The sequence below is a fragment of the Bombella sp. ESL0378 genome (assembly GCF_009725845.1).
In the GTDB taxonomy this organism is placed as follows: Bacteria; Pseudomonadota; Alphaproteobacteria; order Acetobacterales; family Acetobacteraceae; genus Bombella; species Bombella pollinis.
In genome coordinates, this window is sequence record NZ_WNIF01000005.1 from 298,748 (window position 1) to 315,560 (window position 16,813).

The window sequence follows — 16,813 nt, forward strand, 5'->3', positions numbered from 1 at the left end:
AAAGATTCCTGCACTGATATGCCGAATGATGGGGGGCTTTTGCAAGTCTATTGTCAGGAATTACCGCTCTTTTCCTCAAGTTCTTCATAGAGAAGGGCGGCTTCTTTAGCGGGGCCGCGCCGCTCGCCAAGCTGTATAACGCGCCAAATACAGACCTTTTCGTCCCAGTGGGGGGAGGCAAAACTCACAATATCGCCAATATGGAGGTGTGCGTGGGTTTTATGCGTCCTTTGGCCATTAATGCGGACACGCCCCTTGCGGATGAAGGCAGCACAAAGGCCGCGCGTTTTGGCAAGCCGCGTGTAATAAAGCCAGAGGTCTAGCCGTTGATGTGGCTCTGTACTCATGAGGAGGGGCGTATAGCCCAGTTCTGGAGGGCAGCAAAGGGGGAGTCGGCCACGGCGCGTTGGGGCTTGCGGGTCTTTTTTGTACGCGGTGGGGCTGTTTTATGTTTATGCGGGCGTCCTAGAATAATGAGCGGCGCGGCAGGCCCATAGCGTGTTTCTTCTAAAGGTTGTGGGGGATGGTGGGCAATGCCCAGCCCTTTTAGGAGGGCGGGGAGAAGGGCGGCTTTCACCCCAAGGGAGGAGGCGAGCGTGGGGGGAATGAGCTGGTTATGGCGGGGTGGCTTGCCATGAGGGCGAAGGAGACGCAAGAGCGCGTCTAATTTATCGAGTCGTATATGGACAGGGCCGGCATTCTGCCATCCGGGTGGTGGGGTGGGATAATCTGCGCTGGGTAGGCAGATAGACCCGGCATGAGGGATGCGATATTCTTGCCTATGCCAGATGGTATGAAGCAGGCTCATCATAGGGAGATAGGCTGGTTTAAACAGGCGTGGGCAGTAAATAAATTGCTCCCCAATCTGTACACCGTGATGATGGAGGAAGCGTTTTTCTTCGCGCGAGATTGCGCGGTCCTCCGGCAAGGTTGGTGTTGTGCCGCCATCTTTACGCAAACGATACGCCAAACCGCGTAATGAGGCCGTCTTTTGGAGGTGCGCTTCCATCTGAAAGAAGGGGGCAAGTGTTTTGCGCAGCAGTGCGTTGATGAGCGTATGAAGATGTTCCTGCACTTGGCGGCTCTGATATGTATCGCGAAACTCCCCCGGTAGAAGCTGGCTATGGGGGTTAAAGAGGTCCTCGCCACGGGTCAGGCTGGCGATATGCGCGCCTTCCCAATGGATATGCCCAGCCTCTGTGATGTGCAGGGCGGTCATCTCTTGTTGGAGGAAGTAGCGTATCCGCGCAGGCATTGCGTGGTGGAGGGCGCGTTTGCCTGCTTTGAGGAGCAATGCACTCTCTTGAGGGTCCGCCGTGGCGTCCAGATTCATACCAAAACCGGTGATACGGCCAATTTCATGGCCTTCCACAAGGATGCGATTTTGGGGCGTTATGGCATAGAGGGCCTCAACACGTTGCCCGGTGTCCGAGCGGCGGAGCAGGGCCGTGGCACGTTTATTGACAAAACGTTCTTTCAGCCTCTCATGTAATGTATCAGAGAGACGGTCCTCCACTGTGCGGCAGCGATCTTGCCAATGGCGGCTTTGGGGCATCCAGCCTGTCCGAGCGGCGATGTAAGCGCAGACACGTACACCAGAGAGCCTGTGCATGAGCGTATCCATATCGCCATCAAGCCGGTCAAGCCCGCGTAATTGGCCTTCCATCCACGCAGGGGGGATGCGGTGATGTTTTAAGAGGTCGAGAAATAAACGGCCACAAAGGCGGGTATGGCTACCATCACCAAGCTTGCGGAAGTCCGGTATCTGGCAGACTTCCCATAGGAGAGTTGTGGCCTTTGTACCGCGTGCAGCAGCGCGAATATCCTCCATCTGCATCAAGCCGGTGAGGACATCAAGGTCCGAAGCTGTGCGCCCGGTGATGAGGCCGGGGCGTGGGGGTTTACGCATCAAGCTGTGATACAGCGTTTCAGGAGAGCTATAATCTAGGGCCGTTTGCCGCCAATAAAGGGCGTGTAATGGCTCAAACTTATGGTCCTCCACAGCCTTGATGAGCTCTTGGCTCATAGGGGGGCAAGAGCCTGTGGTGCCGAAGGTGCCATCATGCATCCCACGGCCTGCTCGCCCGGTGATTTGAGCCACCTCTTGCGGGGTTAGAGCACGGGAGGCAAGGCCATCAAACTTATGCAAGGCTGCAAGGGCAACATGGTCCACATCCATATTCAGCCCCATCCCGATGGCATCAGTCGCTACGAGATAATCAACATCGCGATTTTGATAGAGGGCGACTTGGGCATTGCGTGTTCTAGGGCTGAGGCGGCCCATAATAATCGCACAGCCCCCGCGCTTTTGGCGGATGGCCTCGGCAATGGCGTAAACCTCCGTGGCGGAGAAAGCCACAATGGCAGAGCGTGGAGGTAAGCGTGTGAGATTCACCGGCCCTATATTAGTAAGGTGGGAGAGACGGGCGCGGGTCTCAATCGTAATGGAGGGGATAAGCTGTTTGAGCAAGCCGCGAATGGTCTCCGCACCGAGGAAGAGCGTCTCCCCCGTCCCACGCGCATGGAGGAGGCGGTCGGTGAAAATATGCCCGCGATCAGGGTCCGCAGCGAGCTGGATTTCATCAATAGCGATGAAATCCACTTTGCGGTCCAGCGGCATTGCTTCCACTGTGCAAGAGAACCAACGTGCATGGGGAGGGATAATCTTTTCCTCCCCTGTGAGGAGGGCGACATGGCGTTCGCCTTTTAGTTTGACGAGCCGTTCGTAATTTTCGCGCGCAAGCAGGCGGAGGGGGAAGCCGATAATCCCACTCTGATGCGCCATCATACGGGTGAGGGCGTAATGGGTCTTACCGGTATTGGTTGGCCCTAAAATCGCATGAATAAGCCGTGGGGGCTGGCCCGCCGCAGGCATAAAGGAGGAAGAACGTGCTGTCATGGGTGGAATGATCTTGCGTGAATGCGATAAAAGCAAGACATTATAAGAGTTTTTTGGTGGAATGGTTTTTTATGTCTAATGCCCCTTTTTTGCCCCTGTGCGCTCCCTGTGATGGGGGGGAGACTTACCCGCTTCATATCGTAGAAGCGGGGGAGTCTGCTGCGCTTTCCGCTCTATTAGGGCGTGATGAGCCTTTTTTGCGCGCGCAAGGCTTTGAAGGACGTGCGGGGGATTTTACCCTTTTGCCGGGTAAGGAGGGGATTGCCGGGGCGGTATTTTGCATCAAGCCTACGGCAGGGCCTATGCCTTATGGGGCTTTACCAGCAAAATTGCCAGAGGGGCGTTGGGTTCCGCAGTTTCATCCGCAGGTTCAGGGGCAAGACACAAGGGCGGCTTTGGAGGAGCTCATTCTTGGCTTCTGCTTAGGGGCGTATCAGTATCATCTAAAGGGGGCTGCCCAACATACCCCCAAAGCGCAGCCTAAATTATGCATCGCCGCAGAATATGGGCGCGAGGCGCGTCTCCTTGCGCGGGCGGCGTGGCTAGGGCGTGACCTGATTAATAGCCCGGCGAATCTGATGGGCCCTGCGGAATTAGCGGCGGCAGCCCGTCACATGCTGGAGGAACGTGGGGCCTGTGTTGAGCTGATAGAAGGGGAGGCATTAAGACAAGCGTACCCATGCCTTGCCGCTGTGGGGGCGGGCTCGGACCGGGAGGCTGTTGTGGTGGTCGGGCAAAAACCCGGGCGGAGCAAAGCAGCCCCGCGCCTCTCTTTAGTGGGTAAAGGCGTATGTTTTGATACAGGCGGTTATGACCTCAAGCCCGGCTTCTCCATGGCGAAGATGAAGAAGGATATGGGTGGAGCGACATTGATGCTCGCCCTGGCCTGCGTGATTATGGAGGCGGAGCTAGATGTCGCTTTGGAGATTCGCCTTGGTTGTGTGGAGAACAGTATCTCCGGCCATGCGATGCGGCCGGGGGATGTGTTGACCACGCGGAAAGGGCTGCGGGTAGAGGTCGGCAATACGGATGCAGAAGGGCGTTTGGTTCTAGCTGACCTCTTGACAGAGGCCGCAGAGAGCCAGCCGGACCTCATCATAGATGCCGCAACGCTTACCGGGGCTGCGCGTGTGGCTTTGGGGCCAGATTTACCCGCCCTTTTTAGTAATGATGATGCATTAGCGGCGCATATTCTTGCCGCTGGGCGTCATGCGCATGACCCGCTTTGGCAGCTCCCATTATGGGCTGATTATGATGAATGGATGGATAGCCCCATTGCTGATTGTAACAATCTTTCCTCTCGGCCTATGGCCGGGGCGATTACAGCGGCGTTATTCCTCCAACGCTTCGTCCCAGAGGGGCAGAGATGGGCGCATATTGATACTTATGGATGGAATGATAACGCACGCCCCGGCCGGCCTATGGGGGGTGAGGTGCTAGCTTTAAGGGCGTTGTTCCGTGCGGTTTCGGAAGGTTTCTAAAAAGTAATGATTCGTTATAGCGTGTATAACTAGCTGTTTTTATTCATTTTTAATGAGGTTTGTCTTTAGGAATAGCAGCCCTGCGTTGGGCGTGGTTGTTATTTCGATACATAAGCGTCACAAATTAGAATAGGACTAAGTAGAAATCGCAAATATGATGTATCCCACCGGCCAGCGGGGAGGGCGTATATGCGCTAACTGGCAGAGGGTAAGTCGCGTTGTAAAAGAGCGAAAGAGAGTTTTTATGAGTCGAAATGGCGATAACCGCATGTTGCAGCTTTTGCGCGATACGATTGTGTCCACCGTGCGCGGTGATGGGCCGGACCTTTCTGCGCGGCAATTATCTGTGTTTTTGAGCTGTTATTTGGATGATGGGGCTCATACCGTGCGGGGCTTAGCACAGTCTTTGAATGTCTCTAAACCCGCTATCACCCGTGCGTTGGACCGGTTGAGCGAGCTTGATTTAGCACGCCGTAAGGTGGACCCGTTGGACCGCCGCTCCATTCTTGTTCAGCGGACATTAAAAGGCTCGGCCTATCTGCGTGGGTTGCGGGATGTGATGGAGGAAGCTTGCGGGGATGAGATTATCCTCCGTAAAGCGGCTCGTCCGGCTGTAGCATCCTTCCAAGCGCGGCGGGCTGGGTAAGTATCTTGGTGGGAGTTGTTCCCTTTCTGGATCTTCCTGCCCAGCAGCGGCGTCTTGGCGCGGCGTTGCGGGAGCGGATGGAGCGGGTCTTAACCCATTGTTGTTTCGTAATGGGGCCGGAGGTTGTAGAGCTTGAGGCGCGTTTGGCTCTTTATGGGGGGGCGCGTCATGCTGTGGCTGTCTCCTCCGGTACAGATGCGCTTTTAACCGTCCTCATGGCGGAGGGAATTGGGCCGGGGATGGCGGTGTTCCTACCTGCTTTTACATACACGGCCACGGCAGAGGTTGTTCTGTTATTAGGCGCGAAGCCGGTTTTTGTGGATGTGGAGGCGGATAGCTTCCAACTCTCTCTTGCCTCCTTGCAGGCGCGTGTTGCCGCGGTAAAGCAAGCGGGAGAGGTGGTGCCAAAGGCGATTATCGGGGTTGATTTATTTGGCCAACCTGCCCCGTGGGATGCGCTAAAGAGCTTTGCCACACAAGAGGGCCTAACCCTCATTGCGGATTGCGCTCAATCCTTTGGTGCGGCCTATAAGGGGCGGAAGTTGGGGCATGAGGCCATGGCTACGACTCTGTCTTTCTTCCCATCTAAGCCGCTAGGTTGTTATGGCGATGGCGGGGCTATCCTCACTGATGATGATGATAAGGCGGCTCTTTACCGCTCCCTGCGCAGCCATGGGGAGGGGCAACAACGCTATGAGGTGCAGCGCATTGGCCTTAATGCGCGGTTAGATAGCTTGCAAGCGGCGGTTCTCTTGAGCAAGTTGGATGTGTTTGAGGAGGAGCTGCAACGGCGTGAGGCTGTGGCACGCGCTTATGATGCAGGCTTGCCCTCTCTCATCACCTCACCTGCACGTGTGGCAGAAAGCCAGAGTGCATGGGCAGTCTATTGTGTGAAGCTACCCTCGCTATCTTTGCGTGAGTCTTTAAGGCAACATCTCACACAAGCGCAGATTGCAACGGCTATTTATTATCCCAAACCATTGCATCATCAGCCAGCCTATCAAGCGTGCCATGATGGGGTTCCTTTACCTGTGTCGGAATCGTTAGGGGAGTATGTCTTGGCCCTGCCAATCCATCCTGACCTTACCGATGAGGCCGTAGATTATGTGATAAGAGAGAGTCAAACATGGGCGAGAGAGCAGCATGAAGCAGAATGACGAATATCTTCTTATGTTTGCGGCGATTGTGATTATTCCTGTTGTGGTGATTTGGTATTTTGCGTGGCCTATTTTGCGCCCGTGGTCCCTCCCAACGGTTGTTCATGGCACGGTGGAGCAGGCTCAGCAGCAACGTAGCCTCACTGAGGATGAAGTAAAGGCGATGAATCTTTGGGTGCAACAGTATCGGACAGGCTGGGGGATCCCAGGTGAGGTACCCCCTAAGAATATGCCTGCGCTCGCTGTGTATCAGATGAGCAGTGCAGAGGGCCGCTTTGTCATTCTCTCCGCATGGCATTTTAAGCATGGGGATGATGTTGTGGGGATACAAACCCAACCGGGGGGCGCATATAGGATGCGCTCCTTCGACCGTGGGACCCTCCATTTGCCGGGCCTCCCTTAAAAAGGCGGTCTTGCTTTCCTCAGGTGGAGGGAGGCGGGGTGGTTTTATCTTTTTCCTTTTGTTTGGTCTCTTGTTTACTCGCGGCTGCTTTTTCTTGAGCGTTCTGAGCAACTTCTTTTGGGGTAAGCTCGTTCGTCTCTAATCGGGTTTTGGTGGCATCTTCCAGCGGGGGCATGGCTTTATCAAAGACAGCGAGGAGGGCTGCGGTGATGGGGGAAGCCAGCACGAGCCCCGGCACCCCAAGGATGGAGCCAAAAACACTTTGGGAGAGGATGGCTAGTGCAGGGGGCATATGGACTGCACGCCGTTGGATGAGCGGGGCGAGGATATTGCCCTCACAAAATTGGATAACGCTATAGAGGATGGCCACGAATAACACTTCATGCGTGCCAAGAGAGAGGCTGATGAGCAAGGCAGGCACTGCCCCTAAAATCGCGCCGATATAGGGGATGAAGTTGCACAACCCTGCGACAACGCCCAAAGCGAGAGCGAGGGGCATCCCGATGAGATATAGCCCAATACCGGAGAAAAGCCCTACGGCGAGCATGTCCAACGCTTGGCCTGCGGTCCATGCCCATAAAGTATTGCCTGCGCTATAGAGGAGCGTGCGTGTGGCTTCGCGTTGGTAAGGGGGGATGAGACGGAGGAAGCCGTTGATGTAAAGAGACGGTGAGACGGCAAAGTAAAAGGCGGCGATTAAAACAACAAAAATCGTACCGATTAAGCCAACCGCACTGCCGAGCAACCCGGTCACGGAGCCTGCAATCCCAAAGCCTAAACTGCTGAGGGAAGCTGTTTTATCATTCCCGCCAAGGGAGGTTGGCAGATGGTTTAAGACCATTTGGCCGAAAGTTGTTTGGGAGAGATGGGAGCGGAGATCGCTTGATTGTATAACGAGAGCATTTTTTAGGCTGATAAACTGCTCCCCCATAGAGGGGCCACTACTCCAAATAAGAGCGGCAAATAGCCCAATAATGCTAAAGGCTACGATGCTAATTGCGATTGTATAAGGGATGAAGGGTAAGCGACGGCGGAGGATACGTGCAAGCCCATGCAGAACAATGGCCATTAATACGGCTGCGAAGAGAACCGCCAAGACCTCTCCCATCAACCAAACAGCCAGCATAATGAGAGAAAGACAAAGCGTGAGACGCATAATGCCATAAATGCGGTCCAACGCGGTGGTGGGTGTTTGTTGGGCTGCGGGAGTCGGCGGGCGGTTGAAGAAGAAGGGCATGGGCATAGGCGTCCTGCAACGGGCGGTGAGTTGGTGTGCTATAATGTGGGTTATTTAATGGTGGGTCAATTTGTGGCTTGCTCTAATTCGTCTTGGGCTTCTAGCCATTGTAGCTCGGTCTCCTCTTGTTTTTGGCGGACAAGGGCGAGGTCGCTATTTAATGTGGCGATGTCTCCAGCGTGGTTTGCTTGGTAAAGGGCGGGGTCTGCTAATTTCGCTTCAAGCTGTTCTTTGGCTTTTTCCAAGCGGGAGAGGCGGGTTTCCAGCTCCCGAATCTTACGGCGGAGGGGGGCAAGCTGGCGGGTTTGCTCTTTGCGTTGGGCACGTTGTTGGTTTTTATCAGGCGTTGTGGCGGCTTGTGCGCCGTGTGCAGCGGGGGAGGAGGCTTGTCGCGTTGCCTCTAAAGCGTGTTTAGCGCGGGCCTCTAGCCAGAGGCGGTAATCATTCATATCTCCGTCAAAAGGGGTGATAGTCCCGTTTGCGGCGATCCAAAGCTGCTCAGCTACGGATTCGACTAAATGACTATCATGGCTGATGAGGATGACGGCCCCTTCAAAAGCACTGAGAGCGCGGATGAGCGCATCGCGGGCATCGAGGTCTAAATGGTTGGTTGGCTCATCTAATATGAGTAGATGAGGGGCGTGACGTGTGGCAAGGGCGAGGAGGAGGCGGGCTTTCTCCCCACCAGAGAGGTTGCGGACGGGTGTTTCGGCACGTTCAGCATCGAGCCCAAAACGGGCTAGTTGGGCACGCACTTGCGGGGGTGTGGCATCTTTTAACGTGCGGGCCATATGTTGGATGGGGGTTTCATCCACAATAAGCTCATCTGTTTGATGTTGGGCGAAATAACCAACCCGCAAGCGTGATGAAGGCTGAAATACCCCTCCCGTAGGGATGAGCTGACCGGCGAGTAATTTGGCGAAGGTTGATTTGCCATGCCCATTTTGCCCCAGTAGGGCGATGCGGTCCTCACTATCGAGCCGCAAAGAGAGATGGTGAAGAATTGTGCGCTCCCCATATCCGACAGAGACATCCTCTAACGTGAGCATGGGGGGTGGGAGCGGGCCGGGGTCGGGGAAGGTGAAATGGGTAGGGGTATCCTCCACGACTGAATCAATTTGTGGCAAGCGGGCGAGGGCTTTTAAGCGAGATTGCGCTTGTTTGGCTTTGGTCGCTTTGGCACGGAAGCGCGCCACAAAGGCTTCCATCTTTGCACGTTGGTCTGCCAGTTTTTCCGCTTGGCGATTTTGTTGGAGCTTCTGCTCGGTGCGGATTTGGACAAAACGCTCATAACCGCCGGGGGTGAGGGAGAGCTTTTTTTGCTCTAAATGGGCAATGGCTTGCACGCTGTTATCTAGCAACGCACGGTCATGGCTGACAATTAACGCTGCACCGGGGAAGCGGCTTAGCCAATTTTCCAGCCATAATGTGGCTTCAATATCCAGATGGTTTGTTGGTTCATCAAGGAGCAGAAGGTCAGGGGCGAGGAATAAGGCACTGGCAAGGGCAACGCGCATCCGCCAACCACCGGAGAAGTCATTGACCGGGCGATGTTGGGCCTCTTGGTCAAAGCCTAACCCGGCGAGGATTGTACTAGCACGCGCTGGGGCAGTATGGGCATCAATAGCGAGTAAACGCTCATGCACGTCAGCAAGGCGGGTAGGGTCAGTTGTGGTTTCGGCCTCGGTGAGGAGGCGGGTGCGTTCCTCATGGCTGTTAAGAACGGTCTCTAACAAGGACAGCTCGCCAGAAGGTGTTTCCTGCTTGACCCGCCCCATCGTGGCGCGGCCAGAGAGGGTAATGCTGCCGCCATCTGGGGCGATGTCCCCGGCGATGGCCGCCAGCAGCGTGGACTTCCCCGCTCCATTATGGCCGATGAGCCCGATGCGTTTACCTGGCTCAATAGTGAGGGAGGCTTGCTCTAGCAGGGTACGGCCTGCGATGCGTAAGGTAAGGTCGGTGATGGAAAGCAGGCTCAACGCACACACTCAGCAGGGAAAGATGAAAAAAGGTGGCTCTAACCCTATCAGGAACTCCTTTTTTCCTCTAGGGGAAGTTGGAGATAGAGGGCTCTTTATAAGGAGGGACTTATGGCTCTGGAACGTACATTATCCATCATCAAACCGGATGCAACACGCCGTAATCTGACAGGCAAGGTGAATACTGTTTTTGAGGAAGCTGGCCTGCGTATTGTAGCCCAAAAGCGTATTCAGCTGACAGAGAAGCAAGCCGGGGCTTTTTATGAGGTCCATAAGGAGCGCCCCTTCTTTGGGGAGCTTGTGTCTTTTATGTGCTCCGCGCCGGTTGTTGTGCAGGTGCTAGAGGGCGAGAATGCTGTGGCGCATCATCGTGAGGTGATGGGCGCGACCAACCCCGCCGAGGCGGCTGAAGGGACTGTGCGTAAGCTTTATGCTCAAAGCATTGGTGAGAACTCCGTTCATGGCTCTGATAGCCTTGAGAATGCTAAGCGTGAGATTAGCTTCTTCTTTGCGGAGACGGAAATCCTGCCCTGATGCAGCAGTGGCGTTAGCATGATGTTTGGACATGCTGTGAAGGGGGGCCATTATGGCTCCCCTTTTTTATGTTTGGCTTTTAGGTGTGGCGTTGTGTGATGAAGTGCTTGAGCGTTTCGGGATAGAGGCGGTGTTCTTGCTCCAAAACGCGGGCGGCGAGGGCATCAGCATCATCATGGGGTAGGACAGGGACGCGCGCTTGGGCAAGGATGGGGCCTTCATCCACCCCATCGGTGACGAGGTGAATGGTACAACCATGCTCTTTAGCACCCGCTTTTAGGGCGGCTTCATGCGTATGGAGGCCGGGGAACGCAGGAAGCAAGCTGGGATGAATATTAATCATCCGCCCCTGCCATTGCTGGACAAGCCAAGGGGTGAGAACGCGCATATAGCCTGCAAGGCAGATTAACTCCGCACCAGAGGCTCGCACGGCTTCATCTATGGCACGTTCATGCGCCTCACGGCCCTTCCCATAGTCTTTATGGGGGATGCAGAGCGTTTTAATCCCTGCCTTGCGAGCGGTGTCTAACCCAGCGGCATCGGCCTTATTGCTCAGAACAAGGACAATTTTAGCTGGGAAGTCCGGGTGGGCGCAGGCCTCCATTAACGCGAGCATATTACTACCGCGCCCGCTAATGAGGATAGCGATGGGGGTTTTCGTCACCATAAATCGCTTCAATCCAGATTTAATGGCGCAGTGAGGCGGAAAGGTGTGGTGCTGCGGACAACACGGCCAATCAGCATGGCGTCTTCATCCAGCTTTTCCAATTCCGTCATGAGTTTTTCGGGTTCGCTGGTGATGAGAACCATACCAATCCCGCAATTAAAGACCTTGAGCATTTCATCTTCAGATACGGGGCCTTGCTCGGCAAGCCATGAGAATACACCGGGGAGTGGCCAGCTTTGCCCATCTACTTCCACACCGAGTCCTTCTGGCAGGACACGCGGTAGATTGCCCGGCAGGCCACCGCCTGTGATATGCGCGCAGCCATTGAGGAGCTTCTTCTCATGTAAGGCAAGCACGGTTTTGACATAAAGCCGTGTGGGGGTCAGGAAGGCTTCTGCCAAAGTTTGCTTTGGTGAGAAGGGGGCGGGGTCCTTCCAGCTTAGACCAGAGGACTCCACGATATGACGAACGAGGGAGAACCCGTTGGAATGTACCCCAGAGGAGGGCAGAGCGATGAGACTATCGCCCTCGCGAATGGTGGCAGGCAACATGGCATCGCGCTCTGCTGCCCCAACGCTGAAGCCGGCGAGGTCATAATGGCCTTTGCCGTAAAGGCCCGGCATCTCCGCTGTTTCCCCCCCAACGAGGGCGCAGCCACTTTCCTTACAGGCTGCGGCAATCCCTTTAATAATCCGCTCTGCCACGGAGACGGAGAGATGACCTGTTGCCATATAATCAAGGAAGAAAAGCGGCTGTGCCCCTTGGACGATGAGGTCATTAACGCACATAGCGACTAAGTCGATGCCGATTTCATCATGCAAGCCGCTCTCGATAGCGAGGAGGAGCTTTGTGCCCACGCCATCTGTACAGCTGACGAGGACAGGGTCCTTTAACCCAGCGGCTTTGGGGTCAAACAGGGCACCAAACCCACCAAGCCCGCCCATAACACCGGGGCGATTGGTTGCTTTGGCCGCGGGCTTGATGGCGTCAACTAGAGCATCTCCGGCTTCAATATCAACACCGGCGGCTGCATAACTTGCATTGGGGGGAGAAGGGGTTTTGGTCATGGAGAGAGGGTATTCCTGCTGGTTGATGCTGGCCTCTTTATAGAGCATCCTGCACAAAGACGGAATGTAGGGCGTGTGGAATCATTGAGGCGATAGGCGAGAAGGGTAGATATGGGCGACAAGAGAGAGCAGGACACGCCCTTTAGCGTACAAGCGCAGCTAGCATTGGATTTGCAGCAAAAACGCCATTTTTCGGCAGAGCGTTTTATCGCAGGGGGGTCTAATGCTTCAGCACGGGCTTGGTTAGCACGGCCCCAATGGCCAGAAGGGCGGTTGTGGTTATGGGGGCCTGCGGGGACGGGCAAGACGCATTTGCTTCATATATGGGCCGCAGAACAGGAGGCGATTCTCTGTGAGGCATCCGCACTATCATGTGCTCCAGATGGTGCATTGCGCGTGGGGCAGCAGATTTTGGAGGCCAGTGCTGCGCCTTTGGCGATTGACCATATCGAGAGGGTGGGCAGTGAGGTTGCGTTGTTGCATCTCCTTAACCGTGCTCATGCGGCAGGGCAGCGTGTGTTGATGGCCTCTCGTCATCCTCCTGCACGGGGTGATTTTGCATTACCGGACCTTGCAAGCCGGTTGCGCGCAACTGTAACCGCTGGGCTGGAGGAGCCAGAGGATAATGTGCGGGCAACATTATTGCTTTCCCTTCTGGCGGAGCGTCAGCTTGTTGTCCCGCAATCTGTGACCGAGTGGTTATGGCGGCGTTTGCCACGCACAGGGGAAGCATTGGTGCAAGCTGTGCAAAGATTGGATGAAGCAGCGATGGCACAAGGGAGTGCGATTAGCCGTAGTCTCGCAATGAATGTTCTAAAAGATTTATTAAAGGACGAGCATTTATAAGAATAACCCCTGCTAGATTAAAGGGGATTGTCATAGAAGCTTCATAGTAATGCGTCCTATTTTGTTGCGATAGTGTATTTACCGCTCAGGCGAATAAATAAAATAGCATGGAAGGATTGCCATGATGAAAGAATGGTTGTTGTAATGATGTTCACATTCGGGTGTCCCCATTGGGATGCTGGCAGAAGCTTGGAGGAGAACTGACGTGACTGACAGAACCGATTCTGCACATCATGGGGAGCATGGGGAAGCTAAGAGCCAACGTAGCTATCACCATCTTGATTTCATCAATAGGGAATTATCATGGTTGGCCTTCAACCAGCGCGTTCTGGAGGAAGCAGAAGACTCAACCAACCCTCTGTTGGAGCGGGTGCGCTTCCTCTCCATTAGTGCGGGGAATATGGACGAGTTTTATGCCGTCCGTGTTGCTGGGTTGGTCGATCAAGTTCGCGCTGGTGAGGGGAAGAAGAGCGTTGATGGCTTAACCCCCACTCAACAGCTAGAGACTGTACGGCATCAAGCATGGCGTATGCAGCAGGAGCAGCAGCGCATTTGGCACAGTGTCCGTGCTGAATTGGCAAAAACTGGGATTGTTATCGAGTCGGTCGATAAGCTTCACCATAGTGATAAAGAGTGGCTGGATAAGTATTTTGAGGAGCAAGTCTTCCCTGTTCTTACTCCGGTGGACTTGAACCCTACCCATCCCATGCCTTTCATCCCCAGTGGGGGGCAAGCCTTGGTGTTGCGTTTGCGGGATGTTGATACGCATAAGCATAAGGCTGATGGCCTTGTTGTTATGCCACCGCAGATTCCACGTTTTATTCGCCTGCCAGATAAAAATGGGCAGATTCGCTTCATTGCGCTGGAATATCTTATTGCGCATTACACAAAACGTCTTTTCCCCGGGCTGCACGGCGTACCAACAGGCATGATGCGTATTGTGCGGAACTTGGATGTTGACTTGGAGGAAAAAGCAGAGGACTTGCTCAATACGTTTGAGAAAGCCGTGCAAGACCGCCGCCATGGTGTATGTATTCATTTAGAGGTAGAGGGAACAATCCCGAAGCACTTGGTCCGCAAGTTGGGCCTAGAGCGTGATGAGGTTGTTTTGCTGCCGAAGATGGCCGGTATGGGTGATGTAAAGCAACTTATCGTCTCCGATAGGCCAGAGCTGCTTTTCTCCCCCTTCCATGCGGCTATGCCTCAACGTGTATTGGACCATGATGGCGATTGCTTTGCCGCCATTAAAGAGAAAGACTTGGTAGTTCAGCATCCTTATGAGAGCTACGATGTCGTGGTCCATTTCCTCCAACAGGCCGCGCAGGACCCGAATGTTCTTTCCATCAAACAATCCATTTATCGGACATCGCATGATAGCCCGATTGTCCATGCGTTAATTGCCGCTGTGGAGGCCGGTAAATCTGTCACCGCTGTGGTGGAGTTGCGGGCACGTTTTGATGAGGAGGCCAATATCAACCTTGCTCGTGCGCTGGAGGCGCGGGGTGTACAGGTTGTTTACGGGCTGGCAGCTTATAAGACCCATGCAAAGATGATTCTTGTCGTCCGGCGCGAGGGTGAGCGTCTGCAATCTTACGCTCATTTTGGGACGGGGAACTATCATCCTAGCACGGCGAAGATCTATACAGACATCTCCTTCTTCACCTGTGACCCTGTGTTAGTGGAGGACGCAGCACGCCTCTTTAACTACGCAACAGGCTGTGCGAAGCCGCATTTGCAAGCTCTGTGCTGCTCCCCGCTGACAATCCGTTCTACTTTGGTGGAATTAGTGCAGGCGGAGATAGCTCACGCCCGTGCTGGTCGGCCAGCGCAGATTTGGTTGAAGATGAACAGCCTTGTCGACCCTCAGTTGATTGAGCTGCTCTATGATGCCTCACAGGCGGGTGTGTCTGTTAAAGCTGTGGTGCGGGGGATTTGCTGCCTGCGTCCGGGCGTGAAGGGTCTCTCTGAGAATATTGAGATACATTCCATCGTTGGGCGTTATTTAGAACATGCGCGTGTCTTTGCCTTTGGTAATGGGGAAGGGCTTCCTTCGCCATATGCTAAGCTGTATATCTCCTCGGCAGATTGGATGAAGCGTAATATGGACCGGCGGATTGAGGCGATGGTTCCCATTACTGACCCTGCCGCTCATGCGCATATTCTAAACCAGATTATGGTTGTGAATATGCGGGATACGCTGCGGAGTTGGAAGTTGCTGCCAAATGGGAAGTGGGAGCGCATGGCACCGGGAAATGAGCCACTTTCTGCTCATGACTATTTCATGGCGCATCCATCTCCTGCATATGGGGAGGAGATTGCCCCCGTAGGGTCCGAGTCTCGTACCGGGGTAGCCGTACAGGAGTCGTAAGGATGGTAGAAAGCACAGCGCAAGGGGGGGCTGCTCGTCAGTCCCGCCGGGCGGCGATTGTGGACCTTGGGTCTAACTCGGTGCGGATGGTGGTGTATGAAGGGGTTGCGCGCAATCCCGTCCCCATCTTCAACGAGAAGGCAACGCTCAGGCTCGGTGCTGGGTTAGAGGCAACGGGCCTGTTGAGCGAGGAAGGCATCGAGCGCGCGCTGGAAGTGCTGTCGCGCTATCAGGCGATTGGTCAGGCAATGGGGGTTAAGCCCTTTGATGTTCTGGCAACGGCTGCGGTGCGGGATGCTCGTAACGGAGCGGAGTTTGTAAGAGCAGCTCAATTACGGATGCCTGAGGCACGTTTTCGTGTTCTAAACGGGGAGGAGGAAGCCGACTACTCCGCTACGGGCGTGTTATGTGCCCTCCCTGATGCTGATGGCGTGGTGGCAGATATTGGCGGTGGCTCGCTAGAGCTGATTCGTGTGCGGGATAGTGCGTATTTTGATGCTGGGACAACGCCTCTGGGTGTGATTCGCCTGCGGGAACGCTCAGATGATGATGTGGAAGCAGCTAGTAAAATCGCGCGGAAGACCCTTGCTGATGTAGCATGGTTAGAGGATGCAAAAGGGAAGCCACTTTATCTGGTAGGTGGGGCGTTTCGTGCTTTGGCCCGCTTACATATGGCGCGGACAGATTATCCGTTGAATATGGTTCACCTATTCCGTCTTAACCGGCAAGAGGCGGTGGAGATGGCGGAGTGGGTCGTAAGGGCGAGCCGCAAGCAGATGGAAAAGGTGGGGAATGTCCCCCGCAAGCGAATGATTGATGCCCCCTTTGCGGCACAGGTTCTCCTAGCATTGCTTGATAGGACTGAGGCTCCAGAGGTCATCTTTAGTGCAGAGGGGTTGCGTGAGGGTTGGTATATGCGTGAGGTTGCCGCGCGCGTAGCCGATGAGGAGCCGATGCAAGCTCTGGTTCAGGAGATGGAAGGGCGGTTGGGGCGTAATCCCTCTTTTGCTGAACCTTTATATATGTGGCTGACCTCTGTCTTTTTGGAGCGATTGGGCTGGAAGAAGGATTCATTCCTTGCTTTGCAATTCCGCCTAGCCTGTATGGTCTCCGATGTTGGCTCTTATGATCATCCGCAATATCGGGCTGAGCAGACATATCGGCGTATTTTATATTGTCATGGTGTTGGCTTCTCGCATGAATCGCGGGCCTTTCTCGCGCTTGTTTTGGCAGGGCGATACGATATCGATCGTGATAGCTCGGTTTTGGAGCCTTCGCGCCGGTTGCTGAGTAAGGATTATTATGAGGCGGCAATCCAGCTAGGGCAGGCCTTCCGTCTCGTTTATGTGCTTTCTGCCGGGACGGAGACTTTACTAGAGGGGACGCATCTTACCATTAAAGATGAGGACCAGTTGGTTCTTAGCTTACATGGAGGGCGTTTGCGCTCTGGTGGGAATGCTGTTTCACGCCAACTCAATCGTTTAGCTGAGTCTCTGGGGTTAGAGGCTGATTTACAATAGCTTGCTTTT

General features: G+C 54.6%; 14 protein-coding genes. 8 read left to right on the forward strand and 6 right to left on the reverse strand.

All coding sequences use genetic code 11. The features are described 5' to 3' along the window. Positions 1 to 53: 53 nt before the first annotated feature. Positions 54 to 347, reverse strand: coding sequence for an RNA-binding S4 domain-containing protein (locus GM556_RS02960; protein WP_155573007.1), 294 nt, complete (start codon positions 345 to 347; stop codon positions 54 to 56). Continuing rightward, positions 344 to 2,899 carry a helicase-related protein gene (locus tag GM556_RS02965; RefSeq protein WP_230873259.1) on the reverse strand — a complete coding sequence of 852 codons (2,556 nt, stop codon included), beginning with the start codon at positions 2,897 to 2,899 and terminating at the stop codon, positions 344 to 346. The genes GM556_RS02960 and GM556_RS02965 overlap by 4 nt, the downstream gene beginning before the upstream one ends. Positions 2,900 to 2,970: 71 nt before the next feature. Here GM556_RS02965 and GM556_RS02970 point away from each other — a divergent pair, with 71 nt between their 5' ends. The 4 genes from GM556_RS02970 (at position 2,971) to GM556_RS02985 (ending at position 6,586) form a co-directional block, all read left to right on the forward strand. After that, entirely contained in the window at positions 2,971 to 4,380 is a 1,410-nt protein-coding gene (locus GM556_RS02970; protein WP_155579204.1) for a M17 family metallopeptidase, read from the forward strand. A 244-nt stretch (positions 4,381 to 4,624) separates the two neighbouring features. Next, complete coding sequence (locus GM556_RS02975) at positions 4,625 to 5,026, forward strand: MarR family transcriptional regulator (RefSeq protein ID WP_155573009.1); 402 nt, start codon at positions 4,625 to 4,627, stop codon at positions 5,024 to 5,026. A 5-nt stretch (positions 5,027 to 5,031) separates the two neighbouring features. Beyond that, a complete protein-coding gene (locus GM556_RS02980) occupies positions 5,032 to 6,183 on the forward strand; it encodes a DegT/DnrJ/EryC1/StrS aminotransferase family protein (protein WP_230873260.1) in 1,152 nt (383 codons plus the stop codon). Then, positions 6,170 to 6,586, forward strand: coding sequence for a hypothetical protein (locus tag GM556_RS02985; RefSeq protein ID WP_155579205.1), 417 nt, complete (start codon positions 6,170 to 6,172; stop codon positions 6,584 to 6,586). Before GM556_RS02980 ends, GM556_RS02985 begins: the two co-directional genes overlap by 14 nt. Positions 6,587 to 6,605: 19 nt before the next feature. On the opposite strand, the gene GM556_RS02990 is transcribed toward GM556_RS02985, so the two are convergent. Continuing rightward, complete coding sequence (locus GM556_RS02990; protein ID WP_155579284.1) at positions 6,606 to 7,823, reverse strand: AI-2E family transporter; 1,218 nt, start codon at positions 7,821 to 7,823, stop codon at positions 6,606 to 6,608. Between the two features lie 65 nt (positions 7,824 to 7,888). Further along, positions 7,889 to 9,802 (reverse strand): ABC-F family ATP-binding cassette domain-containing protein, encoded by a 1,914-nt coding sequence (locus GM556_RS02995; RefSeq protein WP_155579206.1) that lies wholly within the window; start codon positions 9,800 to 9,802, stop codon positions 7,889 to 7,891. Between the two features lie 111 nt (positions 9,803 to 9,913). On the opposite strand from GM556_RS02995, the gene ndk reads away from it, so the two are divergent. Beyond that, on the forward strand, positions 9,914 to 10,336 hold the full coding sequence (gene ndk / locus GM556_RS03000) for a nucleoside-diphosphate kinase (protein WP_099026036.1): 423 nt from the start codon (positions 9,914 to 9,916) through the stop codon (positions 10,334 to 10,336). A gap of 79 nt (positions 10,337 to 10,415) precedes the next feature. Here the strand turns inward: ndk and purN are convergent, their stop codons facing one another. Both purN and purM read right to left on the reverse strand, forming a co-directional pair. Further along, the gene (gene purN / locus GM556_RS03005; protein ID WP_155579207.1) at positions 10,416 to 11,003 is read right to left on the reverse strand and encodes a phosphoribosylglycinamide formyltransferase; all 588 of its coding nucleotides are present in this window, start codon (positions 11,001 to 11,003) and stop codon (positions 10,416 to 10,418) included. Between the two features lie 8 nt (positions 11,004 to 11,011). Beyond that, positions 11,012 to 12,070, reverse strand: a complete 1,059-nt coding sequence (purM, locus tag GM556_RS03010; protein WP_155573014.1) for a phosphoribosylformylglycinamidine cyclo-ligase — start codon at positions 12,068 to 12,070, stop codon at positions 11,012 to 11,014. Between the two features lie 111 nt (positions 12,071 to 12,181). Between purM and GM556_RS03015 the strand changes: the two genes are divergently transcribed. From GM556_RS03015 to GM556_RS03025, 3 genes are all read left to right on the forward strand, one after another. Further along, a complete protein-coding gene (locus tag GM556_RS03015; protein WP_155573015.1) occupies positions 12,182 to 12,916 on the forward strand; it encodes a DnaA ATPase domain-containing protein in 735 nt (244 codons plus the stop codon). Positions 12,917 to 13,121: 205 nt separating this feature from the next. Further along, on the forward strand, positions 13,122 to 15,284 hold the full coding sequence (locus GM556_RS03020; RefSeq protein ID WP_266137680.1) for an RNA degradosome polyphosphate kinase: 2,163 nt from the start codon (positions 13,122 to 13,124) through the stop codon (positions 15,282 to 15,284). Positions 15,285 to 15,286: 2 nt separating this feature from the next. Next, the gene (locus tag GM556_RS03025; RefSeq protein ID WP_155579209.1) at positions 15,287 to 16,804 is read left to right on the forward strand and encodes a Ppx/GppA family phosphatase; all 1,518 of its coding nucleotides are present in this window, start codon (positions 15,287 to 15,289) and stop codon (positions 16,802 to 16,804) included. Positions 16,805 to 16,813: the final 9 nt, after the last annotated feature.